The sequence below is a fragment of the Streptomyces sp. NPDC002513 genome, assembly GCF_053595355.1.
Window position 1 is genome coordinate 13,275 of record NZ_JBSFXK010000041.1, and the last position, 26,371, is coordinate 39,645.

Genomic DNA, 26,371 nt, shown 5'->3' on the forward strand with positions numbered 1-26,371 from the left:
TCAGGCTTCGGCTCAGACCGGGGCCTTCGCCCTGTTCTGCCGTGCGACCGTGGCCAGCGCCTCGACGGTCGGCTGCTCGATGACGGACCGCGGCGAGATCGACAGACCGGCCCGCCGCGCCTTCCTGATCACCGACACGGCGAGCATGCTGTCCCCGCCGAGCTCGAAGAAGTTGCTCTCCGCAGTCACCTCGGCGCCGTCGAACAGTTCCGAGAAGAGCGCGCAGAAGAACTCCTCCTCGGCGTTGGCGGGTGCGCGGCCGGCCGGTGCGGCCTCCGTGACGGGGGCCGGCAGCGCCGCACGGTCGAGCTTTCCGCTCGGGGTCAGCGGAAAGGCACTCAGCAGCACGAACGCGGCGGGCACCATGTGCGTCGGCAGGAAGCCCGCCGCGTGCTGCCTGAGATCCCCGGCCGTGGGTGCGGTGCCCGCGGCCGGGATGACGTAGGCGACGATCCGCCGGGCGTCGGGGGTGTCCTCGCGGACCACGGCGACCACCTGGCCGACCGACGGGTGGCCGGCCAGGGCCGACTCCACCTCGCCCAGTTCGATACGGAACCCGCGGAGCTTGATCTGGTCGTCGGCGCGGCCGTGGAAGTCCAGAGCGCCGTCCGTCCGTACGGAGACCAGGTCGCCCGTGCGGTACATCCGGGACCCGTCCGCCGCGAACGGATCCGCGACGAAACGCGAAGCCGTCAGCGCCCTTTGGCCGAGGTAGCCGCGGGCCAGTCCACCGCCCGCCAGATAGAGCTCGCCTCGCACGCCGGGCGCCGTCGCCCGTAGGCGTTCGTCGAGTACGTAGCAGGTCACGCCCTTGATCGGCACGCCGATCGGCACGGTCGTGCCGCCTGTCAGCGGCTGCGTCATGGTGGCGCACACCGTCGCCTCGGTCGGGCCGTAGGCGTTGATGACGCGCGTCGCGTCGGCCCACCGCTCGACCAGCTCGCCGGTACTGGCCTCGCCCGCCAGGACAAGGCAGCGCAGGCCCGGCACCGCGGCGGGCGAAATGCTGGCCGCGGCCACCGGCGGGACGACGACATGGGTGACGCCCCGCTCGGCGATGACCTCTTCGAGCGCCGCGCCCACCAGCGTGACCGGCGGGGGAATCACCAGCGTGGCGCCGCTGCGGAAGGTCGCGGTCAGCTCGGTGATGTACGCGTCGAAGCTCGGAGAGGCGAACTGCAGTACCCGGCTCCGCCCGTCCAACGCCATCCGCTCGACCTTGGCCCCGGCCAGGTCGGCGAGCCCGCGGTGGGTGACGGCGACGCCCTTGGGGCGCCCGGTCGATCCCGATGTGTAGATGACGTACGCGAGGGCGTCGGGCCTCACCGGGACCCCGGTGAGGTCGTCATCGGCGTACATCGCCGTCTTCGCCACCACCGCGGGATCGTCCACGACGATCAGATCGGGTACGCCGGGCAGCCGCCGCCTGGTCGCTTGATCGGTGAGGACCAGCACGGGCGATGCGTCGCCGAGCATGAACTCGACCCGCTCGGGCGGGTATTCCGGGTCGACAGGAAGGAATGCCGCGCCGGTCTTGGCCGTGGCGAGGACGGCGACCACCATCTCGGCCGAGCGCGGGAAGGCCAGGGCGACGATCTTCTCCGGACCTGCCCCACGCTGTGCCAGCAGCCTCGCCAGCCGGTTCGCCCGCCGGTTGACTTCGTCGTAGGAGAGTGCGGCGCCGGCCACGTTCAGTGCTTCGCCCTCGGCGCCGGCTGCGAGCCGCTGCTCAAACAGCCGCGCCAGGGTGGCAACCGGCTGATCGGACACATCCAGCTTCATTGCTTCGTTGACCTCCGGTCATCGCTCGCTTCTTCAGGCCGTCGCGTCGGTGCCGACGTACACGACCTGTCCAGTGACCGCTTCCGCACCCAGCAGCGCGGCTGCCGCATCGGCGACAGCCTGCGCGTAATGGGTGTCTGCATCCTGGAGTTCGTCATCCCGAAGGTCGCCCGACGCATGACCCGAACCGATGCCGGCCTGCGGCCTTCTCGGCGCGATCAGGTTGGCGGTGACGCCGAATGCTTCCAACTCCAGTGCGATCGTCTTCGTGAAACCTTCCAGTCCGGCCCGCAGTGTCGCGGGTTCCGATCCACCGGCGGGCGGGGGCGCAAGGGTGATGATGCGGCCCCAGCCGGACTCCGCCATCGCGTCGGCCAGCAGCCGTGCGGCGGCGAAGACCCCGCGCAGCGGGCGTACGGTCGCCGCCTCCCACTGCTCGTCGGACATGTCGCACAGCGGCTCGTCGGCGGTGGCGCGGACGGCGTTGACCAGCACACTCGGCTCGCCCCAGGCGGCGGTCACATCGGCGACCGCCGACTCGACCGCCCCACGATCCGCGGCGTCGGCTGCGATGGCCATCGCCCGTCCGCCCCGGTCCCTGATCCGGGCGAGGAGCCCCGCACAGGAGCCGGCGGCCGGATCGAGGAGGGCCACATCCATCCGCAGTTCCGCGAGCCGCAGGGCGACCGCGGCTCCTGCCGCCGAGGCGCCGCCGTTCACCAGCGCGATGCGCCCCGCACGCGGGGGCGCCGGGTCAGCGCCCGGCGACATGGTGACCGGCACCATCGGGTGCCGGCATCAGGGAACCCGCGCCACGACGATGGTGCGATTGCGCAGCCCGCTGAGGGGACGGACGTACGGGAAGTAGTAGGACTCCAGCATCTCGAAGCCGGCACCGTACAGCTGGGCCGCCAGATAGTCCTTCGAGAGGTACCAGAAGTCCTCGACCCGCTCGTGCGCCACGAACGGGGTGTTCCGGTCCGGCGGTGCGTCGTTCGAGAACAGCAGGAGAGTTCCCGGCTTCAGGTCCAGTTCCTTGAGCTTCTGCAGGGCGGGCTCGATCCCCGTCACGCTGTCGAAGAGGTGGCCGAGGAATCCGTCGGCGTATATCGCGTGGCAGTCCGCGACTTCTTCGGAGGGGAGCTCGAAGTAGTCGGTGGTGAACGCGTCGACGCCCTTCAGGGTGGCGAGCGCGACGGCTTCCGGACAGACGTCGATGGCGCTGACCTGCCGTCCGTGCTCCACCAGCGCGCCTTCGACGGCAGCGTTGCCGCAGCCGAAGGAGAAGACCTTGCTCCCTTCTCGGGTCAGCGAAAGAAATTTCAGGACGAGGTGCGAGCGGTATTCGGGGACGTAGGTCGAGGGAGTCACCGAATCGTTGAACGCCTCACCGCGCTCCCATATGGAATAGATCGTCTCGTTGGCGGACCGTGGGGTCTCGTAGTAGTCCAGCAGGGGTTTCAGGTTCTGCGTCATGACCATCGCCATTCCGGGTAGGAGGGTGTGCGACAACAGCCGACGGGGTGGTCAGGACCTGGTCGCGGCGATCAGGCCGCGGGGGCGCAGGTCCTTCCAGTTCCTCTCGACGAACTCCAGCGCGGCCGTACGGTCGGTCTCGCCCAGCGCCACCGTCCAGCCGGCCGGCGTCCCGGCGAAGGACGGCCACAGCGAGTGCTGTCCTTCTCCGTTGACCAGCACCAGGTACGCGCCTTCCGCGTCGTCGAACGGATCGGTGCTCACTTCGGCCCGTTCCGGAAGCCCTCGAACGGGTTCCAGCTCTCGGTCCCCTTGGTGGTCTTGAGGTAGTCCGCGTAGTTGGCGCACCACATCACGACGAAGCTCGTCCAGGTGCCGACCCAGTGGTACGTCTTCGGGACACCGGCCGAGACCTCGGCCGAGAAGTAGGCCATGAGCCCCAGCAGAACGACAGTCCCCTTGCGCCACATACCGCGCGAGAAGAAATAGATCGGCCCGAAGAAGAAGGCCCACCAGTTGGTGTTGAAGAAAAGCCTCTGGGCGAACGGCTTTGCCCGGAGGGCCTCCTTGTAGGCGGGGGAAAGCGGTCCGCCGTACGTCTCGAAGAAGGCGAACCGCGCCTGCTTCTTGGCCGAGAGCTTGGGCGAAACAGCTGCTTGCGTGACCATGTGTTGTGGACCTCGGATAGGTAGGGGTGAGATTTCTCTCCGGAATTTGCTCGGAACGTTAGGGCGGGGCGGCCGGACGGCACATCCCCTGTCCAGGTAGGCGCTCGTTGGTCTTCAGTCGAAAAGGGGCCCGGCGGTGCGAGTTCGCTTGATCTCGTAGAAGCCGGGGACCGAGGCCACCAGCACGGTGCCGTCCCACAGCCGGGCCGCCTCCTCGCCCTTGGGGGCGGGCGAGACGACCGGGCCGAAGAAGGCGATCTGCTCGCCGTCCGGGCCCGGGAGCGCGATGACCGGGATGCCGACATCACGGCCGGCCTTCTCGATGCCCTCCCGGTGGGAGGCGCGCAGTACGGCCTCGAACTCGAAGTCCTGCCGGCCGGCGTGGGCGAGCAGCTCGGCGGGGAGGCCGGCGTCCGCGAGGGCGCACGCAAGGGTCTGCGGGGTCGGGCGCTCGCCGTTGTCGTGGACCCGGGTGCCGAGCGCGGCGTAGAGCGGACCGAGCACGCCGGCGCCGTACAGCTGCCAGGCGGCGGTGACCACCCGGATCGGAGGCCAGGTCTTGGCGGCGATCATCTCCCGGTGGGCGTCGGGCTGCCCGTCCGTCTCGTCCTCGTTGAGGATCGCGAGGCTCATGACGTGCCAGCGGATCTCGATGTTCCGGACCTTCGCCACCTCCACCAGCCAGCGGGAGGTGATCCAGGCCCACGGGCACAGCGGATCGAACCAGAAGTCGACGGGCGTGCTGCCGGATTCGGCTACGGACGAGGTCATGGTTTCGGGCATGGATCTCCTCGGCGAAGACTCCGGAGCACGCTCGCCCTCGGAGCGTTGAGGGGCCGGCGCCTCCCCGCACCGCCGACAGGGGGTGCGGAGTGCGGGGAGGCGCTCTCGTCACCGCCGGCCGGGCAGGGCTGTGCGCGGGCCGTGGTGAGCGTCTGAGGGCGGACTTCCGCAGGGCGCGACAATGCGCGACAAAGGCTGCGAAGTCCTTTTCGGTGCGGCGGTATTGACGGGCTCAGCGTAGGGATACGGCCGAGTGCGGCGCATCCCTCGGGCTGGTAGATCCGGGCGGAATCCGGATAGGGGAAATAAGCACTACTTGGCTGGGGGATCGTGTTCCGTACGGGGTCTTCATACGATGGCCGGGGTCGGTGCTGCCTTGGATATGGGGTGCGGCCCGGTCTTTCGGTCGTTGCCGGGCATTTCTTGTGGAGGCTTCTCGTCATGACGCGCACGCTGGTCAGCCCTGAGGATCTGGACACGCTCGATCTCGCCGATCCGGTGCTGCACGCCGAATACGAACTGGGAGACGTCTGGCGGCGGTTGCGGGCCGAGCGCCCCTATTACTGGCATCCGCCCCGCGGCGACCAGCCGGGTTTCTGGGTGTTTTCCCGCCATGCGGACGCGATGGCGGTGTACCGGAAGAAGGAAAGCTTCACCACGGAAGGCGGAAACGCCCTGCCGACGTTGCTGACCGGCGGCGACTCGGCATCCGGTTCGATGCTCGCGGTCACCGACGGGGACAAGCACACCCAGCTGCGCAATATCCTCAACGCGGCTTTCTCACAACGCCGGCTGGCCCTCATCCGGCAGGCGATCCGCAAGACCATCGACGAGCTGATCGTCGCGGCGATGGAGAAGCCGGAGTGCGACTTCGTCCACGACGTGTCGGCGAACGTCCCCCTGGGGGCCATCTGCGGCCTGATGGACGTCCCCGACGAAGACCGGCGCTATCTGCTCGGACTCACCTCGCACGCGTGGAGCTCGGACTACGCCGACGCGCCCGCCGAGGAGAACTGGCGGGCCAAGAGCGAGATCCTGCTGTACTTCGCGGACCTGGCCGAGACCCGCCGCGGCAACGAGGACTCCGACGACGTCGTCACCCTGCTGGCCAACTGCCGTATCAACGGCGAGCGGCTCAAGGACGCCGACCTCATGTCCAACTGCTACGGGCTCATCATCGGCGGCGACGAAACCGGACGGCACGCGATATCCGGCGGTCTCAAGGCGCTCATCGAACACCCCGACCAGTGGCGGGCCCTCAAGGACGGCACCGTCGGACTCGACACCGCCGCCAACGAAGTCCTGAGGTGGACCGTGCCCTCACTGCACGGCGGCCGCACCGCCCTCGCCGACACCGAGATAGGCGACCAGAAGATCGCCAAGGGCGACCTGGTCAGCGTATGGATCTCCTCCGCCAACCGTGACGAGACCGTCTTCGCCGAGCCCGACCGGTTCCGCCTCGACCGCACCCCCAACAAGCACCTGACGTTCGCCTTCGGCTCGCATCTGTGCCTCGGCCATGTGCTGGCCCGGATCGAGATCGAGGAGATCCTCGACTCGCTGCGCACCCTCGTGGCCGACGCCGAGCAGACCGCCCCCGAGAGCTGGATCTACTCCAGCATCCTCAACGGCATGAGCGCACTTCCCGCCCGCCTCATCCCCGAGTCCCGCCCCCGCACGGCCAGTTGACCGAGAGAAGCGACAGAGAGGGCGCCGTAGTGTCCGCCACACCACAGGAGCCGGCGGACGTTCTCGTCGTCGGCTGCGGCCCGACCGGGGCCGTGCTCGCGAACCTGCTGGCCCGCACGGGCCGGCAGGTCGTCGTCATCGAGCGGCACCGCGAAGTGTTCCCGCTGCCGCGCGCCACCAGCTTCGACGGCGAGACGGCCCGGCTGCTCGCGGCCGCCGGAGTCGGCCCGGGACTGCCGGGGATCTCGGATCCGGCGACCGGCTACCAGTGGCGCGGCGGCAGCGGGCAGGTCCTGCTGGACATCGCCTTCGAGCGGCGCGGTCGATACGGCTGGCCGGACGCGAACACCATGCACCAGCCGGCCCTGGAGGAGCTGCTGGCCGCCCGGCTGGCCGACCGGCCGGGTGTGACCGTGCACCGCGGCCTGCGCGTCGTCGACGTCGCACAGACCGACTCCGGCGTCACCGCCACCGCCCGGAGCGCCGACGGCACCACCACCACGTACCACGGCCGCTGGCTGGTCGGCTGCGACGGCGCCAACAGCGAGGTCCGCGGGCATGCCGGGGTGTCGGTCACCGATCTCGGGTTCTCGTACGAGTGGCTGCTGTGCGACGTGTCGCTGCACGAGCCGCGGGAGTTCGTGCCGACCAATGTGCAGCTGTGCGATCCGGACCGGCCCACGACCCTCGTCGGCAGCGGTCCTGGCCGTCGCCGCTGGGAGTTCATGCGGCTGCCGCACGAGGCCTCCGCCGAGCTGTCCGATCCCGCCACGGCGTGGCGGCTGCTGAAGCCGCACGGTGTCACGCCGGACACCGCGACGCTGCTGCGCGCGGGCACCTATCAGTCCCGTGCGATGTGGGCCGACCAGTGGCGGGCGGGCCGCATCCTGCTCGCCGGGGACGCGGCCCACCTCATGCCGCCGTTCGCCGGGCAGGGCATGTGCTCGGGCATACGGGATGTCAGCAATCTGGCGTGGAAGCTGGATCTGGTGCTTGACGGCCGGGCGTCCGAGCGGCTGCTGGACAGCTACACGGTCGAACGGCGCGGCCACACCAAGGCCGCCGTCACAGCCTCGGTCAAGCTGGGCCGGGTCATCTGTGTGACCGACCCGTCCGCAGCGGCCGACCGTGACGGGGCGATGGCCAGGAGCGGAGCCGGCCGCACCGGCGGGGCGCCCGAGGCGGTGCCGCTGACCGCGGGCGTGCTCCAGAGCACCGCCGACGGACGGGGCGGCGGCGAGGTGATGGTCGCGGGACGAGTCGAAGTGAACGGCGTGTCAGGCGAGTTGGACGACCTCGTAGGACGCGGTTTCGTGCTCCTGACGACCGAGGCGCCGCAAGCTCTGGACGTGCCGCTGCGCGCCCTGCTGGCCGGGATCGGCGCGAAGGTCGCGCACCTGGTGCGCGCGGACCAGGGGCCGCTGCCCGGTCGGGTGCGCGACCTGGACGGCGTATACCACGCCTACCTCGCCGCCCGTGCCGCGTCGTCGGTCCTCGTCCGGCCGGACTTCCACGTCTACGGAACGGCGGGCCCCGGCGGCGTCGCCGGGCTGGTCGACGGTCTGCTGGGGCGGCTTCACGCCGGCTGACGGCCCAAGTCCCGTCAGGCTGAGGGATCTCAGCCACCAGGCCCGCGTCCTAGCGTCGAGAGGTCTACGCCGACACCGGACGAACCGTACTCAGATCCCGGGGCGCGGCTCGTTCGTACTGACCTGGAGGACCGACTTGAGCACCACGCCGGAACCGGAGCTCGTCAAGGCCCTGCGCGAATCGGTCAAGGAGACCGCGCGATTCAGACAGAAGGCCGAAGATCTCATCGCGGCGGCCTCGGAGCCGATAGCCGTGGTGTCGGTCGGCTGCCGGTTCGCGGGCGGTGTCGCCGGTCCGGAGGACTTCTGGAACGTGGTGTCGCAGGGGACGGACGTGTACACGCCGTTCCCCGACAACCGGGGCTGGGATCTCGACGGGCTCTACGACCCCGACCCGGAGACCCCGGGCACCACCTATGTCGACCGGGGCGCGTTCCTGCACGACGCCGACCAGTTCGACCCGGGGTTCTTCGGGATCTCGCCGCGCGAGGCCCTGGCGATGGACCCCCAGCAGCGGCAACTCCTCGAGGTCTGCTGGGAGACGCTGGAAGGCGCCAACATCGACCCGAACAGCCTGCGCGGTTCGGACACCGGTGTCTACATGGGCATGGTGCACCAGGACTACGCGCCCGACCTCGCCGGCGCGGAGGACTTCCTGAGCCTTGAGCGGGCCCTCGGCTCGGCCGGCGGTATCGCGTCCGGCCGGATCTCCTACTGCCTCGGCCTCGGCGGCGCGGCCGTCACCGTCGACACGATGTGCTCCTCGTCGCTGGTCGCGGTCCACCTGGCGACGCAGGCGCTGCGCCGCGGAGAGTGCTCCATGGCGCTCGTCGGCGGGGCCACGGTGATGGCCACCCCCGGCGGTTTCGTCGGGTTCGCGCGCCAGCGCGGCCTCGCCTTCGACGGGCGCTGCAAGTCCTTCGCCGCCGCCGCGGACGGCAGCAGCTGGGCCGAGGGCGTGGGAGTCGTCCTGCTGGAGCGGCTGTCGGACGCGCGGCGCAACGGGCATCAAGTGCTCGCGGTGATCCGGGGCTCGGCCATCAACCAGGACGGCGCCTCCAACGGCCTGACCGCCCCGAACGGCCCGGCGCAGCAGCGCGTCATCCGCAGCGCGCTGGCCTCCGCGGGCCTGTCATCGGACGACATCGACGCCGTCGAGGCGCACGGCACCGGCACGACCCTCGGCGACCCGATCGAGGCGCAGGCACTCTTCGCCGCCTACGGGCAGGGCCGGGACACGCGACGCCCGCTGCTGCTGGGCTCGGTCAAGTCGGTGCTGGGGCACACCCAGGCTGCCTCGGGCGTGGCCGCCCTGATCAAGACGGTCCTCTCGCTGCAGCACGGATATCTGCCGGCCACCCTCCATGTGGACAGCCCTACCCCGCAGGTCGACTGGTCCTCCGGAGCGATCGAGCTGCTCACCGAGGGGCGGGAGTGGCCGGACCACGGCCGTCCGCGCCGGTCGGGTATCTCCTCGTTCGGCGCCAGCGGCACCAACGTGCACATGATCGTGGAGGAGGCGCCCGCGGGCGCAGCGACACAGGAGGCGCAGGCTCCGGCCGTGCCGACGGGCACCCCGCTCCCGTTCCTGGTGTCGGCCAAGAGCGCGACCGCGCTGGCCGGCCTGGGCGGGCGTCTCGCCGAGGCCGCCGACGACACGATCGCACTCGGCGACCTGTCCGCCGCGCTGCTGGGCGGCCGCGCTCTGCTGAACCACCGCGCGGTGGTGGTGGCGGGCACACACGAGGAACTGCGGGACGGACTGGCGTACGTCGCCGAGGGCCGCGGGGGTCCGGGTGTCGTCCTGGGCGCCGCCAAGGCCTCGGGCGCGGGTAAGGCGGTCTTCGTGTTCCCCGGGCAGGGCACCCAGTGGATCGGCATGGGCCGCGAACTCCTCGAATCCTCACCGGTGTTCGCTGCCCGGATCACCGAGTGCGAAGCGGCCTTCGAGCCGTGGGTGGACTGGTCCTTGACCGAAGTGCTGTGCGATGGCGGCGCGTTGGACTCGGCCGACATCGTCCAGCCCGTGTGCTTCGCGGTCATGGTCGCCCTGGCCGAGGTGTGGAAGTCGGCCGGCGTCGTCCCCGACGCGGTGCTCGGCCACTCGCAGGGCGAGATCGCGGCCGCGTGTGTCTCGGGCGCGCTGTCCCTCGCCGACGCCGCGCGGGTGGTCACCCTGCGCAGCCAGGCGATCGCCGAGCAGCTGTCGGGACAGGGCGGCATGGCTTCGGTCGCGCTGCCCGAGGGCGAGGTACGCGCATTCATCGAGCCCTGGGGCGAACGGCTCGAGGTCGCCGCGCTGAACGGCCCGACGGCGGTGGTCGTGGCGGGGGAGCGCGCCGCTCTGGACGAGCTGGCCGCGACCGCGGCCGAGCGCGACATCCGGCTGCGCCGCATCGACGTCGACTACGCCTCGCACAGCCGCTACGTGGAGAACATCAAGGGCGACCTGCTCAACGACCTTGACGGGATTGCCTGTTCAGCACCCCAGGTACCGTTCTACTCGACGGTCGAAGGCCGCTGGCTCGGCCAGGACGACCGGCTCGACGCCGGATACTGGTACCGCAACCTGCGCCAGACCGTGCGCTTCAGCTCCGCGGTACGTGAGTTGATCGCGCAGGACCACCGGGTCTTCATCGAGGTCAGCGCGCACCCCGTGCTCACGCCTGCCATCACCGGCCTCGGCGACGAGCTGGACGCCGACGTGCTGGCCGTCGGCTCCACCCGCCGGGACGAGGGCGGCACGGACCGGCTGCTCGCGTCGGTGGCGGAGGTCTTCGTGCGCGGTATCGCCGTGGACTGGAGCGCGCTGGCGCCGGTGTCCGCCGTGCCGACGGCGATCCGGCTGCCCAGCTACCCGTTCGACCACCAGCGGTTCTGGATCACCATGCCGGGCGGCGGGGCGAGCGCCGAGGCACTCGGGCAGACGACCAGCGATCACGGGCTGCTCGGCGCGGTGGTCGACCTGCCGGGGGCCGGCGGTCAGGTGTACACCGCGCGGATCTCGCTGGCGAGCCATCCCTGGCTGGCAGGCCACCGCATCCAGGGCTCCGTGGTGGTGCCCGGTACCGCCTATGTGGACCTGGCCATCCGGGCCGGCGACGCGTTCGGCTTCGAGGTCCTCGACGAGCTGGTGATCGAGTCGCCGCTGCTGCTGCCGGAAGACGCGGCCGTACGGCTCCAGGTCTCGGTCGGCGGCCCGGACGCATCCGGACGCCGCCCGGTCGAGGTGCACGGCAAGCGGGGCGACGAAGGATGGGTCCGGCACGCGTCGGGTCTGCTGTCGGACGCCTGTGCCGACGCCGCGGGCAGCGGGTTCGACTTCGCCGCCTGGCCGCCGCAGGGCGCACAGCGCGAGGACATCGACGACTTCTACGGACGTCTCGCCGAGCGCGGGTACGACTACGGGCCGGCCTTCGCCGGGCTGACCGCCGTGTGGCGGCGCGGTGACGAGATCTTCGCCGAGGCCGTACTCCCCGCCGAGCAGCGCGAACACCTGGACCTGTTCGGCCTGCACCCGGCGCTGTTGGATGCCGCGCTGCATGCGAACGCCTTCCACCGCCGCGACGACGACCGCAATGTCCTGCCGTTCGCCTGGAACGGGGTCAGGCTGCATGCGAGCGGCGCCGGTTCGCTGCGCGTCCGTGTCGCGCCCTGCGGCCCCGACGCGCTGTCCTTCGACGCCGCGGACGAGACCGGCGCCCCGGTGCTGACCATGGAGTCGCTGGTCTCGCTGCCCATCTCGGACCTGACAGCCGAGTCCGGCAGGACCGTCTCGTCGGCGCTCTGGCAGCTCGACTGGATGCGGGTCCCGGCCGCGGCGCCGGACCCGGTGGGGAACTGGGCGGCCGTCGCGACCTCCGGTGACGTGGCGCGGACCGCCCTGGCCGAGGAGCTCGGCGAGCAACTCCCCGAGCTGGCCGTGCTCGACCTCACCGAGGGCACTCCCGAGGACGCCGAGCCGCTGCTCGCCCGGGTGCTGGGCGTGCTGCAGGCCTGGCTGGAGGAGCCGGTCCTCGCACCGGTGCCGCTCGTCGTGGTCACCGACGGCGCGGTCCCCGCGTCAGGGCCGGTCACCGATCCGGCCGCCGCCGCCGTCTGGGGACTGCTGCGCTCGGCCCAGGTGGAGAACCCGGACCAGTTCTTCCTCGTGGACATCGAGCGGGGTGCACCGGGCGCCCACCGGGACCAGTCGATCGCGGCCGCGCTCGCCACCGGCGAACCGCAGACCGCGGTGCGCGCGGACGCGGTCCTCGCCCCACGGCTCGGCCGCGCCAAGACCGTCGAACCGCCGCCGTCCGCCAACGCGTTCGCCCCGGACGGCACGGTGCTGCTCACCGGCGGCACCGGTGTGCTCGGCGCGCTGCTGGCCCGGCACCTGGTGCGCGAACACGGCGTACGCCGCCTCGTCCTGGCCAGCCGGAGCGGACCGTCCGCCGAGGGCGCCGAAGCGCTCGTCGAGGAACTGACCGCCCAGGGCGCGTCGGTGTCCGTGGTCGCGTGCGACATCGCCGACCGCGCCGCGGTGCAGGCGCTGCTCGACGCCGTTCCTGCCGACCACCCGCTGACCGGCGTCGTGCACGCGGCCGGCGTGCTGGACGACAGCGTCATCGCGGGGCTCGATCCGCGCCGGATGGCCAAGGTGTTCGCGCCCAAGGCCGGCGGGCTGCGCATCCTCGACGAACTGACCCGGGCGCGACCGCCCCAGGTGTTCGCGGTGTTCTCCTCGGCGGCAAGCGTCTTCGGCTCGGCGGGTCAGGGCAACTACGCCGCCGCCAACGCGTACGCCGATGCCGTCGTGTCGGCCCGACGCGCCGCGGGACTCCCCGCCGTGTCGCTGGCCTGGGGGCTGTGGAGCCCCGCCACCGGGATGACCGGACAGCTCGCCGATGTCGACAAGACCCGGATGCGCCGCGGCGGCGTACGACCGCTGCCGGCCGACGAGGCACTCGGCATCTTCGACACCGCGATTGGCTCGGGCCACCCCCTGCTCGTACCGATCAAGCTCGATCTCGCCTCCGTACAGGCCGAGTCCGGCGCGGGCGGCACCATCGCGCCGCTGTTCCGGGCGCTGGTCAGGCCGCCGCGTCGGCTCGCACAGGCCGGTGCGCAGGGCGCGCTGGGCGGCCGGCTGGCCGGGCTGTCCGAGGCGGAGCGCACCGAACTGCTGCTCGGAATCGTCCGAGCCGAGGTGGCGACCGTGCTCGGCCGGGTCGGCCAGGACGGCTACGTCGACTCGGCCCGCTTCAGCGACATCGGGTTCGACTCGCTGACCGCGGTGGAGCTGCGCAACCGGCTGACGGCCGCCACCGCGGTGAAACTGCCCGCGACGGTGATCTTCGACTACCCCACGCCCGAGGCGCTGGTACGGCACCTGCTGGCGGAGACGGGCGCGGCCACCGCCACCGTCGCACCGCCGGTGTCCCGGGCCGCCTCGCCGGCCGAAGACGATCCGATCGTCATCGTCGGCATGTCCTGCCGGCTGCCCGGCGGGATCGCCACCCCGGCCGACCTGTGGAACCTGGTCGCCGAGGGCCGGGACGCCATGTCCCCCTTCCCCGACGACCGCGGCTGGGATCTCGACGGGCTCTTCGACCCCGACCCCGACAGCGCAGGCACCGCCTATGTGCGGCAGGGCGGGTTCCTGCAGGACGCCGGGTACTTCGACGCGCCCCTGTTCGGGATCTCCCCCCGCGAAGCGCTCGCCATGGACCCGCAGCAGCGCCTGCTCCTGGAAGCCACCTGGGAAGCGCTGGAAGCCTCCGGAATCGACCCGTCCGCACTGCGGGGCGAGCGGGTCGGCGTCTACACCGGCCTGTCCATCCACGACTACATCGCCTCGCTCACCGATATCCCCGCCGAGCTGGAGGGCTACGCCACCACCGCGACCGCGGGCAGTGTCGCGTCCGGCCGGGTGTCCTACACGTTCGGGCTCGAAGGTCCGTCCATGACCGTGGACACCGCCTGCTCCTCGTCCCTGGTGGCCATCCACCTGGCGGCCCAGGCCCTGCGCCAGGGTGAGTGCGAACTCGCGCTGGCCGGCGGTGCCGCCGTCATGGGTTCCCCGATCGGAGTCACGGGGTTCTCACGCGCCCGAGGGCTCGCCGAGGACGGCAGGGTCAAGGCCTTCGCCGCCGACGCCGACGGCACCGTACTGTCCGAGGGCGTCGGCGTCGTACTCCTTGAGCGACTGTCCGACGCACGCCGGAGCGGACACCGACCGCTCGCGGTCATCCGCGGCTCGGCGATCAACCAGGACGGTGCCTCCAACGGACTCACTGCGCCCAACGGTCCCGCGCAGCAGCGCGTGATCCGTGCCGCGCTCGAAGCCGCGGGGGTCGGCCCGGACGACATCGACGCCGTCGAGGCCCATGGCACCGGGACCAAGCTCGGCGACCCCAGCGAGGCCGAGGCGCTCATCGCCACCTACGGCAGGGACCGCTCCGCCGAACGGCCGCTGCTGCTCGGCTCGGTGAAGTCCAACCTCGGCCACACCCAGGCCGCGGCCGGAGTCATCTCCGTGATCAAGATGGTCGAGGCGATCCGGCACGGCGTCCTCCCGCAGACCCTCTACGTCGACGAGCCCACACCGCACGTCGACTGGTCCGACGGCACCGTGGCCCTGCTCACCGAGGGCCGCGCCTGGCCGGACGCAGGACGGCCCCGCCGGGCGGGCATCTCCTCGTTCGGCATCAGCGGCACCAACGCGCACCTCATCCTCGAACAGGCCCCGGCCGAGGAGCGGGACCCGGCCGCGCCGGACGCCGGACCGGGCACCGACCCGGCCGCCGTGCTGCCCTTCGTCCTCTCCGCGCACACCCCGGCCGCCCTGGCCGGCCAGGCGCGGCGACTGCGCGCGGCGGCGGACGGGCTGCCCCCGGCGGGCGTGGCCAGGTCCCTGACGACCGGCCGCGCGCTGCTCGCCCACCGGGCGGTCGTCGCCGCGGCGGACACGGACGCCCTGCTCGCGGGCCTCGACGCGATCGCCGACGGCGCGAGCGCGCCGGGCGTGAGCAGCGGGTCCCAGGCCGTGGACGCGGCATCGTCGCTCGTGTTCGTGTTCCCCGGACAGGGCGCGCAGCGACTCGGCATGGGACGCGCGCTGCACACCCGGTTCCCCTTGTACGCGAGCGCCTTCGACGAGGTCTGCGCCCGCCTGGACGAGCGGCTGGTGCTCGAGTTCGGCAGCCGGGTGCGGGACGTGGTGTTCGCCGATCCCGGCACGGCCGAGGCCGCACTGCTCGACCAGACCGTGTACACGCAGGCCGCCCTGTTCGCGGTCGAGACCGCCCTGTTCCGGCTCGCCGAGTCCTGGGGGCTGCGTCCCCGGCTGCTGCTCGGCCACTCGGTGGGCGAGATCTCCGCGGCGCACGCGGCGGGCATGCTCGACCTGGACGACGCGGCGGCGCTGGTCGCCGCCCGCGGCCTGCTGATGCAGCGGCTGCCCGCCGGTGGGGCGATGGTCGCGGTCGCCGCGAGCGAGGACGAGGTCCTCCCGTACCTCGATGCCCAGGTCGGTCTCGCCGCGGTGAACGACCCGTCGTCAGTGGTACTGTCCGGCGCGGAGGACGCCGTACTCGCCGCGGCCGAGGCACTGCGCGCACGGGGCCGCAAGGTCCGTCGCCTCGATGTCTCGCACGCATTCCACTCCGCGCTGATGGAGCCGATGCTGGCCGACTTCCGTGCGGCCGTCGCCGACGTGACCTGGCGGCCCGCCCGGATTCCCGTCATCGCGCCCGACGGTGCCGACCTGACCACCGCCGACTACTGGGTCGAGCAGGTCCGCCGGACGGTGCGCTTCGCCGCCGGCACCGCCGCCGCGATCGAGCGCGGCGGACGGCTCTTCGTTGAGCTGGGTCCCGGCGCCGCCCTGTCCGGTGCGGTCCTTGCGACGGCGTCCGCATCCGGCACCGAAGCCGTGTGCACGCCCGTGCTCCGCGACGGCCGCGACGAGCCCCGGACCCTGATCGAAGCCCTTGCCGAACTCTTCGTACGGGGCGTCCCGGTCGACTGGGACGCGCTGCTGCCGTCCTCGGCACCGGCCGTCGACCTGCCGACCTACGCCTTCGACCGGAAGCACTACTGGCTGCAGCGGACCTCCCGGGACACCGACGCGGCCGGTCTCGGCCAGACCGCCGGCGGCCACCCGCTCCTTTCGGCCGTCGTCATGGCCCCGGACACCGGCGGGGTGATCGGCACCGCCCGGCTCTCGGCGGCCACGCACCCCTGGGCGACCGGCCACCGCCTGCACGGCGCCGATGTCCTGCCGGCCGCCGCGCTCGTCGATCTGGCGATCCGTGCCGGCGACGAGGTCTCGTGCGGTGTGCTCGACGAACTGGCCGTCGGGGCACCGCTGGTGGTGCCCGCGGACGACGCCCTACGCGTGGAGATCGTCGTCGGTGCGGCCGATGCCGACGACCGCAGGACCTTCACGATCTACGGCGCCCGGGAGAGTGGCGGCGGCTGGGTCCGGCACGCCACCGGGACCCTGGCCGCGCGAGTGCCGGCCGCACCACGGCCGATGACCGGGCCGTGGCCGCCGACCGGAGCCGAGGCGATCGAGACGGACCCCGACATCGCGGGGCTGCGGGGAGTGTGGCGCCGCGGCGAGGAGACCTTCGTCGAGGCCGGGCTCGCCGACTCCGACGACGCCACCGGGTTCGGCCTTCCGCCGCTCCTCCTGAGCGCCGCCACCAGGGCCGTCATGACACCCGGCATGGCGGACTCGCAGTGGACCGGAGTCGCCCTGCACGCGAGCGAGGCGCGCCGGATCCGGGTCCGGATGACCTCGCTCGGCGCCGACCGCTGGAGCCTGGACGCGACCGACGAGGCCGGTCAGCCGGTGTTCACGGCCCGCTCGTGGTCCGCGGCGCCGGTCCCGCCCGAGCAGGTGGGCACGGCGACGTCCGAAGGGATGTACCGGGAAGTGTGGGCCGAGGCGGCCGCGCAGGAGCGGCCCGCGCCGCCGACGCGGACGGTTCTCGTGGCCACGGCCGCCGATGTCGCCCAGTTCGTGGCGACGGAAACGGAAGGGGCTCCGGCGGTTGCCGTCTTCCAGGCCGAGCGGGGCCGTCCTGTGCAGAGCCTGCTGGCGGACGTCGTCGCCGTACTGCAGGCCTGGCAGAGCGACGCCCCGGACGACGCCCGGCTCGTCGTCCTGACCCGTGGCGCCGTACCGGCCGACACCTCCGACGTGGCCGACGCCCCGTCAGCGGCCGTGTGGGGTCTGGTCCGTGCCGCCCAAGCGGAGCTGTCCGACGGGGCGGTGCGCCTGCTCGACATCGAGCCCGGTGCGGATCTTGTTGCCGCGATCGCCCTGGCCCTCGCGGTCGACGAGCCGCAGCTGGCGGTGCGCGGAACGACCCTCCTGACGCCGCATCTCGCGCCCGCCGCGCCACTTGCCGAGCGGCCCGTGAAGCTGGCCCCCGACGGTACGGTCCTGGTCACCGGCGGCACCGGCTCGCTCGGTGCGCAGGCGGCACTCCATCTGGCCCGCAACCACGGCGTACGCCACCTGCTGCTGGTCAGCCGGCGCGGACCGGCGGCCGACGGCGCGGCCGAACTCGTCGCCGAACTGGCCGGTCTCGGCGCGTCGGCCACGGTCTCGGCGTGCGATGTCGCCGACCGCGACGCGGTGGCCGGGCTGCTGGCCGGCATCCCGGCACAGCATCCGCTGACCGCCGTCGTGCACACCGCCGGCGTACTGGACGACAGCCTGCTCGACGGGCTGACCCCGGACCGCCTGGCCACGGTGCTCGGACCGAAGGCCGACGCCGCACGGCATCTGGACGAACTGACCCGGGACGGCACTCTCGCCGCGTTCGTCGTCTACTCCTCGGCGGCCGGACTGCTCGGCTCGGCGGGCCAGGGCAACTACGCCGCCGCCAACGCCTACCTGGACGCGCTCATGCGGGCACGTCAGGCATCCGGCCACCGCGGAGTCTCGCTGTCCTGGGGCCTGATGGCGCAGGCCGGCGGCATCACCGGAAACCTGGACAGCACCGACCTGGCCAGGATCGGCCGCGGCGGCGTCCGGCCGCTGCACACGCAGGAGGCGCTGGCGCTGTTCGACGCCGCTCTGGACAGCGACGAGGCACATCTGGTGCCGATGAAACTCGATGTCGCCGCCGCCCGCGCCGACGCCTCGGCAGGCGGGCCGGTCCAGCCGCTGCTGCGCAGGCTGGTCGGCGTCCGCCGGCGGGTCGGCGGCACGGCTCCGGCCGGTGAACTGGCCGCCTCGCTCGCCGGGCTGCCCCCGGCCGAGCGCGAGGCTCGCCTGCTGGCGACCGTACGGACATCCGTGGCGCTCGTCCTCGGCTACGCGTCGGGCGACGACATCGATCCCGACGCGCCGTTCCAGGCCGCCGGGATGGACTCCCTCGGTACGGTCCAGATGCGCAACCGGCTCACCGCCGCGACCGGCCGCGCCCTGCCCACCACGGTCGCCTTCGACCACCCGACACCGCGCCAACTGGCCCGCTATCTGAGCGACCGGCTCGCCGGGGTCGACACCGCGGCGGGACCGGCGCCCGTCCTCGCGGCCCGCACACAGGACGACATCGCCGTCATCGGCATGGGGTGCAGGCTGCCGGGCGGGATCCACGGTCCTGCCGCCTTCTGGGACCTTCTGGAGCGCGGCGGCGCGGCACAGTCGGGACTGCCGGCCGACCGCGGCTGGGACCTGTCCGCCATGCCGGTCGACGCGGGCGGCTTCTTGACGGACGCGGCCGACTTCGACGCCGGGTTCTTCGGGATCTCCCCGCGCGAGGCACTCGCCATGGACCCGCAGCAGCGCCTGCTGCTCGAAGTCGTCTGGGAGTCGCTGGAGGACGCGGGCCTGGACCCGGCGGCCCTGCGCGGAACCGACGTCGGTGTGTTCGTCGGTGTCATGGGCCAGGGCTACGGGATGTCCGGTGGCGACGAGCAGACGGACGGGCTACGGGGCAGCGGCGGCGCCGTCTCGGTGGTCTCCGGCCGCGTCTCGTACGTCTACGGCTTCACCGGGCCCGCCGTGTCGGTGGACACCGCGTGCTCCTCGTCGCTGGTGGCGATGCACATGGCCATCCAGGCGCTGAACAGCGGTGAGTGCTCGATCGCCGTGGTCGGCGGCGTCACGGTGATGTCGACTCCGGGCGCGTTCGTCGAGTTCGCGAAGAACGGCGGACTGGCGGTCGACGGCCGCTGCAAGGCCTTCGCCGCGGCTGCCGACGGCACGGGCAATGCCGAGGGCGTCGGTGTCGTACTCCTGGAGCGGCTGACCGACGCCCAGGACAACGGCCACGACGTCAGTGCCGTGGTGCGGGGGTCCGCGGTCAACCAGGACGGCGCGTCCAACGGGCTCACCGCCCCCAACGGCACGGCCCAGCGCCAGGTGATCCAGCGCGCGCTCACGGCGGCCGGCCTTTCACCGGCCGAGGTCGACGCGGTCGAGGCACATGGCACGGGCACCCGGCTCGGCGACCCGATCGAGGCCCAGGCCCTGTTCGAGACGTACGGCCGGCGCGACCCCGCCGATCCGCTGCGCCTCGGCTCGGTCAAGTCGAACATCGGCCACACCCAGGCGGCGTCCGGCGTGGTGAGCGTGATCAAGATGGCGCTCGCGCTGCGGCATCAGAAGCTGCCGGCGACCCTGCACGTGGACGCCCCGACCCCCGAAGTCGACTGGTCCAGCGGCACGATCCGGCTGCTGACCGAGGCCGAGCCGTGGCCGGCGCGGCAGGACCGCGCGCGTCGCGCCGGGGTGTCGGTGTTCGGGGTCAGCGGTACGAATGTGCACCTCATCCTCGAAGAGCCGCCGCGGCCGCCGGCCGTGCTCCCGGACACCTACGACGCCGACGGTTCCCTTCCGTTCGTGCTGTCGGCCCGCACCCAGGCGGCGCTCGCCGGGACGGCGAAGCGGTTGGCCGACTTCGCCGAACAGGACCGGACACCGCTGGCCGAACTGGCCGGCGCCCTGGCCAACGGGCGCACCTCGCACGAGGCACGGGCCGCCGTACTCGCGACGGACCGGGCCGAACTGGTGGGCCGCCTGCGGGCGCTGTCCACCGGGGACACCGAGGAGGGCCTGGTCGTGGGAACCGCCGGGGCCGGATCCGGCGCGGTGTTCCTCTTCCCCGGCCAGGGCGGCCAGTGGATCGGCATGGGCCGCGAACTGCTGGAGCACTCGCCCGAGTTCCGGGCCTGGGTGCGCCGCTGTGAGGCACTCCTCGCCCAGTACGACGTCGACTGGACCCTGGAACAGGCGCTGACCGGCGAGAACGACCTGTCCCGTGTCGATGTGGTGCAGCCCGCCTCCTTTGTGATGAACACCGGTCTGGCCCAGCTGTGGGCGGCCGCCGGCGTGGTGCCCGAGGTCGTGCTCGGCGCCTCGCAGGGCGAGATCGCCGCCGCGTGCGTCGCCGGACTGCTGACGCTCGAGGACGCCTTCCACGCGATCGTCGTACGGTCCCGGCTGGCCGCGGCATTGCCCACCACCGGTGGCATGCTCGTCGTCGGGGTCAGCCGGGCGCGGATGGTCGAGCTGCTGGCCGGGTACGAGGGCAGGATCGAGATCGGTGCCGTCAACGGCCCGGCGACGGTGGCCATTTCGGGCGAGGTCGGCGCGATCGACGAGTTCGCGGCGATGGCGACCGAGGCGGGCATCTGGTTCCGCCGGATGAAGGCGGCCTACGCCTCGCACTCGTTCCTCGTGGACGAGCTCGAGCAGCCGATGCTGACCCAGCTGGACGGGATCGGCGAGCCGCCGGCGCAGGCGCTGGTGCCCGGCTGCCGGTTCTACTCCACGGTCGACGGCCGGTGGATCGGAGCGGACGAACGCCTCGACGCCGCCTACTGGTACCGGAATCTGCGCAGGCCCGTCGAGCTGGACGCCGCGATCCGCGCGGTCATCCCGGACCGGCGTGCGGTGGTCGAGGTGTCGACCCACCCCGGGCTGCTCCCGTCCATTCTCGACATCGTCGAGGACGCCGGCCGGCCGACCGCGGTGGTGGCCACGCTGCGCCGCGGGCAGGGCGGGCCGGAGCGGCTGACGACGGCGTTCGCCGAGGCGTTCGTGGCCGGCCTGCCGGTGGACTGGCCGGAGCTCGTCCCGATCGCCCCGGCGGCCTGGCACCGCGTGTGCCACGACCTTCCCGGCTACCCCTTCGACCGTCGGCGCTACTGGCTGCGGCCCGGTCCCGCGGCCGGGCAGACCTCGGTCGGGCCGACCGCCTCCGAGCACCCGCTGCTCCCCACCCTGGTCGAACTGGCCCAGCCGGACGGCGCGGACGGCGTCCTGGCGCTGAGCCGGCTCTCGGCGCAGGACCTGCCCTGGCTCGCCGACGGCAGCGCGGACGGACCGGTCGAGGTACCGACCGCGGTCTGGGCCGAGTTGGCGATCCGGGTCGGTGACGAGTTGGACTGCGGTGTGCTGGAGGCACTCGAACCGCAGGTGCCGCTGCAGCTTGCTCCCGGCCTTGCGGTGCAGCTCCAGGTCCACGCCGGGGGCTCCGGGGCCGACGGACGCCGCGCGGTCACCGTACGGTCCGCCACGGTCGGAGCCGAGGGCGGTCGTCCGCAGTGGACGTGCCACGCCTCGGGGACCCTGGCACCGACGACGGCCGGCGCTCCGCCCGAGGCCGACCTCGCTTCCTGGCCGCCCCCGGGCGCCGAACCGGTCGGCCTCGCGGACCTGACCACCGACACCGGTCGGGCGCTGCCGCAGGGTCTGACCGCGATCTGGCGGCGGGGCGAGGAGACCTACCTCGACGTCGCCGTGCCGGCCGAACAACACGATCTGGCCCGCGGCTTCGGGATCCACCCCTCGCTGCTGGCGGCCGCGGCCTACGCCACCGGCTTCGGTGCCGGGGGTGCGGCCTGCGCCTGGCGGCAGGTCGCCCTGCACGCCTCCGGTGCGCTGTCGCTGCGCATCCGGCTGCGCCCGGCCCCCGACGGCGTCACGCTGGACGCGGCCGACCAGAGCGGTCTGCCGGTGCTCAGCGCTGGCCTGGTCAGCGCCGAGCCCGTGCCCGCCGCGGTGCTGCGACGGCCCGGTGCGCTGCGGATCGAGTGGACGACGCTCCCGGCGGACCCGACCGAGACCCCGGCGGGGCCGGCTCCGGTCGGCGATGACACCGACGTATTCGATCTCGCCGCCGAACCGGCCGACGCACTGTACGAGGTCGGTGCCGGTGACGATGACGAGGTCGCCGCCGCCTGCTCCCGGGCGCTCGCCGTCGCACAGGCCTGGCTGGACGAGCCGGAGCTGGCCGGTCACAGGATGGTGGTGCGGACCAGCAGGGCGGTCCCGGTCGCAAGTGCCAGCGGTGACCCGGCCGATCTCGATCCGGCCGCGGCGGCCGTATGGGACATGCTCGGCGCGATCCAGGCCGAGTACCCGGACCGGTTCGTGCTGCTCGACACCGAGGCCGATGTCACCGACGAGGCGGTGCGGTCGGCGGTCGGCCGGGCACTCGCCGCCGGCGTCTACAAGGCCGCGGCGCGGGCCGGGCGCCTCCACGTCCCGAGGCTGGCCACGGCCACGGCCACGGCCACGGACGCGGTCGCAGTCTCGGCCCGGACCGTACTCGACCCGGACGGCACCGTTCTGATCGCCGGCGGTACCGGCGAGGCAGGCGCACGGGTGGCCCGGTACCTGGTCGCCGAACACGGTGTGCGGCACCTGCTGCTGATCGGCCGGCGGGGCGCCGAGGCCCCTGGGGCCGCCACGCTGGCCGACGAGCTCACCGGCATGGGCGCCGCGGTCACCGTGGTGGCCTGCGACCTCGCCGACGAGGCCGCGGTGCGGCGGCTGTCGGCCGGGCTCCCGCCGGAGCACCCGCTGACCTGTGTGGTGCACGCGGCCGGCCCGGCGGACAGCACCCCGCTCGCCGAACTGGACGCCGGCCGGCTCACCGAAGTGCTCCGCGGCCGCAGCGAGTCGCTGAAGCACCTCGCCGGCCTCGCGGCGGACTGTCGGCCCGGGCTGTTCCTCGTCGTCACCTCGGCGGCCGGGATCACCGGAGGCGCGGACCAGGCGGCGACCGCCGCGGCCGACGGCCAGATGCGTGCGGTCGTGGCCCGCCTCCGGGCTACGGGACTCGACGCCTGTGCGCCCGTCCTCGTGCCCGCGACGCAGGGAGCGGAGGCGGTGTCGACATCGGCGCTGTCCGAGGCGATCCGCTCCGGCGCAGCGGACGCCGTGCCCGGCCGGCCCGAACTGTGGGCCGGCCGGGAAGCAGGCCGGGCCGTCCCGCCGCTGCTGCGCGGCCTGGTCCGCGCGCGCCGCCGGGTGGCGCGGGACCGGGCCGGAGAGCCGGTCGAGTTCCGGTGGGCGGACCTGCTGCGCGAACAGGACGGCGCAGCCCGCAGGAAGACGATGCTCGATCTGGTGCAGGCCCAGGCGGCCGCGGTACTGGGCCTCGACCCCGGCCAGCCCGTCCCCGCGGACCGCGGCTTCTTCGAGCTGGGCCTGGACTCCCTCATGGCACTCGATCTGTCCCGCCGCATCGCCCATCACAGCGGTACCGCGCTGACCCCCGCGGGCATCTTCGGACACCCGACCCCCGAGGCGCTTACCGAGCACCTGCTCGAGCGCCTGGACAGCGACGCATAGGACCGGTGGCCGGCGCGGCCGTCACGGCTGCGCCGGCCACCGGCCGGAAAGGCCATGCCCATGTATGACACCGACGTCTATCTACGGAAGTTGGGGTACGACACCGGGGACGGGCGTCCGAAGCCCGGCCTGGCGACTCTCACCGCGCTGCACAAACGGCACATGGAGGCGATCCCGTTCAACAGCGTGGGCTCGCTGGCGGTGCCGACGGCCAACGGCGACCAGGTGGATCTGGTCGACTTCGACGAGGACGCGACCTTCGACGCCGTGGTCGCCGCAGGCCACGGCGGCAGCTGCGTCCAGGTGACCCGACTGTTCCTGCGCCTGCTGCGCGACCTCGGCTTCGATGCCGATCTGATCGCGGGCACCACTGCGGAAGGGCTGGAGTCCTACGGCGTCGAGGTCGAGCACATGCTGCTGCTGGCCCGCGTCGACGGCGCCGACTGGCTCGTGGACATCGGTTACGCCGGGCCCTCGTTCCTGGAACCGCTGCGCCTGGACGGCACGGGCCGGGACCAGGTGCAGCACGGCTGCCGCTACCGGCTGGTCGAGGACGGCGACGGGACGCTGGTGCAGCGCCGGCCGCGGCTCGGCCGGTGGAGCACGGTCTACCGGTTCACCACGAAGGTCCGGGACAAGGCCGACTGGGCCCCGGCGAACAAGGCGGTGAACGCGGCGCTGGCCGCGGCCGCCGAGGACGAAGTGCCCGAGCTGTACAGCCGGGCGGTCGCCGACGGCCAGGTCGTGCTGAAGGGCCGGCGGTGGCTGACCGTCCGGGCCGGCATCGAGAAGACCCGGACCCTCACCGACGACGAGTGGCGTGCGGTACGCACCGCCGTGCTGACCGGTGACATTGCCTGAGCACGGACGTCGTGCCCCGGCTGCCCCTCGAAGACCCCACCGAACACGAACAGGACAGGACCTTCATGCGCCGCAAGATAGCCCCTTCAGAACGCATGTACGTCGGCGAGATCAGGACGCAGGCCGTCACGGTCTGCGTGGTCCGCGGCGGCGTCGATCCGGAACTGCTGGACGAGGCCTTCACCGCGGTCCTTGCCGAGCACCTGCCGCTGCGCTGCCGGATCGAGCAGGACGGCGCCGACGCCTACCTGACGCCGCTGGTCCAGGCCGAGCTGCCGCGACTTGAGGTCCGTCCCGACGGGCCCGACGTCCCGGTGCAGGAGTACAACAAGCCGCTGCACCTCGGCGGCCCACTGGTGCGTGCCGTGCTGCTGACCGGCTCCGACGAGGACAAGGTGATCTTCGGCCTCGATCACGCGATCTGCGACGGCCGTACCGCCACCGCGTTCTGCAACCGGGTGTGGCAGCGCTACGGCGACATCCAGGCTGCCGCGGGGAGCTGGGCACCCGAGCCGGTGTCGCAGGAGTTCCCCCCGTCTCTTGACGAGCTGCTGCCGCCGCGCACCGACGCCGAGCTCGACGCGTACGTACAGGAGCGGCTGCGCCGGGCCGAGGGCGCGCCGGTGGCGTCGCTGCCGTATCTCGCGGCCTCCTCGGCTTCGGAGGTGCCGCAGGACCGCATCATGAACACGCGCAGGCTGCGGCTGACCGAGTCCGAGACCGCCGGTCTTGTCGCCCACGCCAAGCAGGCCGGGGTGACGGTCAACGGTCTTGTCGGCGCGGTGCTGTTGACGGCCGTCCGCAACAGCCTGCCCGCGGATCACGCCGACCACCGGCTGTCCGTGTTCTCCGCCGTCGACCTCCGGGGACAGGTGGCGCTCGCCCAGGAGGCCATGGTGCCCGCGGCGTCCTGGTACCGGGATCTCTTCGAAGTGGCCGTCGGCGACGACCTGGTGAAGCTGGGCAAGCGGCTCGGCGAGGGACTGCGCGGCGGGATCGAACGGGGCGACACGGCCCTGGAGATCCAGGCGCTGAGCCGGCTGCTGCGGCACATGGAGGTGTGGCCCACGAGCCTGATGCTCACCAGCACCGGAAGGCTGGCAGGACCGCCGTCCCCCGACGGTCTGGAGATCGTCGACATGACGAAGTTCGGCCTGTCGAGCAAGTGGAACCCGCAGTTGCCGGGCGGCCCGCTGATCGCGCAGCCGACGACCATCTTCGACCGGTTCAGCATCGAGATGCCGTACAGCACACAGTGCTTCACGACGGAGCAGATGGACGGGATTCACGACTACACGCTGGAGGCGCTGCGGGAGTGCGCGGACGTGCCCCCGCTGCCGTAGTGGGCCTGGGTGACCAGGTCCACGGCGACCTCAAGGACGGCCCTGCGCCGCTTCTCGGGGTCGCTTTCGGCGCTCTGCGGGGCGATCAGGCCCGCCTGCAGGGTGAACAGGGCGCTCACACAACGGACGTGGTCGACCAGGGACCCCGAGGGCGCGAGGAGAATGTCGTGCAGCCGGCGCGTCTGGTCTCTGACGATGTCACCGATGCCCAGCTCCCGCACCGTCACCTGGTTCTCCTGTATGAAGCGGTGCAGCGGCTCCGCGTCGGCGAGAGCCTGGCTGTAGCGTCGGATCAGCTCCCGCTTGGTGTCCAAGGTGTGCGGCTGCCGTACTCCCCACTCGATCAGGTCCTCGATCGGTCCGGTCAGGTCCCTGAACAGGCTGACCACGATCTCCTCCTTGCTCTTGAAGTGGTAATAGAGCGCTGCCTTGGTGACGCCGAGACGCTCGGCCATCTCACGCAGCGAGGTTTTCTCGTAGCCCTGCTCGGCGATGAGTTCGAGCGCGATGTCCTGGATTCGCTGGCGGGTGCTGCCCATGGCTCTGTCCCTTCTCGGGGCCCACTGTGTGACCGTGCGTTGTCGGGAG

General features: G+C 72.5%; 12 protein-coding genes. 5 read left to right on the forward strand and 7 right to left on the reverse strand.

Translation table 11 applies throughout. The annotated features are described in order from the left end of the window. Positions 1-12 precede the first annotated feature (12 nt). The 6 genes from ACWD5Q_RS24250 to ACWD5Q_RS24275 form a co-directional block, all read right to left on the reverse strand. Entirely contained in the window at positions 13-1,770 is a 1,758-nt protein-coding gene (locus ACWD5Q_RS24250) for a non-ribosomal peptide synthetase (protein WP_451429126.1), read from the reverse strand. Positions 1,771-1,815: 45 nt separating this feature from the next. Further along, positions 1,816-2,553: an SDR family NAD(P)-dependent oxidoreductase gene (locus tag ACWD5Q_RS24255; RefSeq protein ID WP_451429127.1), complete on the reverse strand. Its 738-nt coding sequence runs from the start codon at positions 2,551-2,553 to the stop codon at positions 1,816-1,818. 27 nt (positions 2,554-2,580) lie between these two features. Next, positions 2,581-3,258, reverse strand: coding sequence for a class I SAM-dependent methyltransferase (locus ACWD5Q_RS24260; protein ID WP_451429128.1), 678 nt, complete (start codon positions 3,256-3,258; stop codon positions 2,581-2,583). Positions 3,259-3,309: 51 nt separating this feature from the next. Next, a complete protein-coding gene (locus tag ACWD5Q_RS24265) occupies positions 3,310-3,522 on the reverse strand; it encodes an MbtH family protein (RefSeq protein ID WP_451429129.1) in 213 nt (70 codons plus the stop codon). Further along, positions 3,519-3,926 (reverse strand): DUF2628 domain-containing protein, encoded by a 408-nt coding sequence (locus ACWD5Q_RS24270; protein ID WP_451429130.1) that lies wholly within the window; start codon positions 3,924-3,926, stop codon positions 3,519-3,521. The genes ACWD5Q_RS24265 and ACWD5Q_RS24270 overlap by 4 nt, the downstream gene beginning before the upstream one ends. 114 nt (positions 3,927-4,040) lie before the next feature. Then, on the reverse strand, positions 4,041-4,697 hold the full coding sequence (locus tag ACWD5Q_RS24275) for a mycothiol-dependent nitroreductase Rv2466c family protein (protein ID WP_451429154.1): 657 nt from the start codon (positions 4,695-4,697) through the stop codon (positions 4,041-4,043). Between the two features lie 453 nt (positions 4,698-5,150). Here ACWD5Q_RS24275 and ACWD5Q_RS24280 point away from each other — a divergent pair, with 453 nt between their 5' ends. The 5 genes from ACWD5Q_RS24280 to ACWD5Q_RS24300 all read left to right on the forward strand — a co-directional run bounded on the left by ACWD5Q_RS24280 (position 5,151) and on the right by ACWD5Q_RS24300 (position 25,783). Next, positions 5,151-6,398, forward strand: coding sequence for a cytochrome P450 (locus ACWD5Q_RS24280; RefSeq protein WP_451429131.1), 1,248 nt, complete (start codon positions 5,151-5,153; stop codon positions 6,396-6,398). A gap of 29 nt (positions 6,399-6,427) precedes the next feature. After that, positions 6,428-7,987 carry a bifunctional 3-(3-hydroxy-phenyl)propionate/3-hydroxycinnamic acid hydroxylase MhpA gene (gene mhpA, locus ACWD5Q_RS24285; protein ID WP_451429132.1) on the forward strand — a complete coding sequence of 520 codons (1,560 nt, stop codon included), beginning with the start codon at positions 6,428-6,430 and terminating at the stop codon, positions 7,985-7,987. 136 nt (positions 7,988-8,123) lie between these two features. After that, the gene (locus ACWD5Q_RS24290) at positions 8,124-23,579 is read left to right on the forward strand and encodes an SDR family NAD(P)-dependent oxidoreductase (RefSeq protein ID WP_451429133.1); all 15,456 of its coding nucleotides are present in this window, start codon (positions 8,124-8,126) and stop codon (positions 23,577-23,579) included. A 54-nt stretch (positions 23,580-23,633) separates the two neighbouring features. Continuing rightward, positions 23,634-24,440 (forward strand): arylamine N-acetyltransferase family protein, encoded by an 807-nt coding sequence (locus tag ACWD5Q_RS24295; RefSeq protein ID WP_451429134.1) that lies wholly within the window; start codon positions 23,634-23,636, stop codon positions 24,438-24,440. 65 nt (positions 24,441-24,505) lie between these two features. After that, positions 24,506-25,783, forward strand: a complete 1,278-nt coding sequence (locus ACWD5Q_RS24300; protein ID WP_451429135.1) for a phthiocerol/phthiodiolone dimycocerosyl transferase family protein — start codon at positions 24,506-24,508, stop codon at positions 25,781-25,783. On the opposite strand, the gene ACWD5Q_RS24305 is transcribed toward ACWD5Q_RS24300, so the two are convergent. After that, complete coding sequence (locus ACWD5Q_RS24305; RefSeq protein ID WP_451429136.1) at positions 25,732-26,322, reverse strand: TetR/AcrR family transcriptional regulator; 591 nt, start codon at positions 26,320-26,322, stop codon at positions 25,732-25,734. The two genes, ACWD5Q_RS24300 and ACWD5Q_RS24305, sit on opposite strands and share 52 nt — an antisense overlap. Between the last annotated feature and the right edge of the window lie 49 nt (positions 26,323-26,371).

Excerpts from the sequence above, each read along its gene's own strand:
- ACWD5Q_RS24275 (WP_451429154.1), bottom strand. The coding sequence starts at position 4,697 with ATGACCTCGTCCGTAGCCGAATCCGGCAGCACGCCCGTCGACTTCTGG.
- ACWD5Q_RS24255 (WP_451429127.1), bottom strand. The coding sequence starts at position 2,553 with ATGTCGCCGGGCGCTGACCCGGCGCCCCCGCGTGCGGGGCGCATCGCG.
- ACWD5Q_RS24260 (WP_451429128.1), bottom strand. The coding sequence starts at position 3,258 with ATGACGCAGAACCTGAAACCCCTGCTGGACTACTACGAGACCCCACGG.
- ACWD5Q_RS24295 (WP_451429134.1), top strand. The coding sequence starts at position 23,634 with ATGCCCATGTATGACACCGACGTCTATCTACGGAAGTTGGGGTACGAC.
- ACWD5Q_RS24300 (WP_451429135.1), top strand. The coding sequence starts at position 24,506 with ATGCGCCGCAAGATAGCCCCTTCAGAACGCATGTACGTCGGCGAGATC.
- ACWD5Q_RS24305 (WP_451429136.1), bottom strand. The coding sequence starts at position 26,322 with ATGGGCAGCACCCGCCAGCGAATCCAGGACATCGCGCTCGAACTCATC.
- ACWD5Q_RS24280 (WP_451429131.1), top strand. The coding sequence starts at position 5,151 with ATGACGCGCACGCTGGTCAGCCCTGAGGATCTGGACACGCTCGATCTC.
- ACWD5Q_RS24270 (WP_451429130.1), bottom strand. The coding sequence starts at position 3,926 with ATGGTCACGCAAGCAGCTGTTTCGCCCAAGCTCTCGGCCAAGAAGCAG.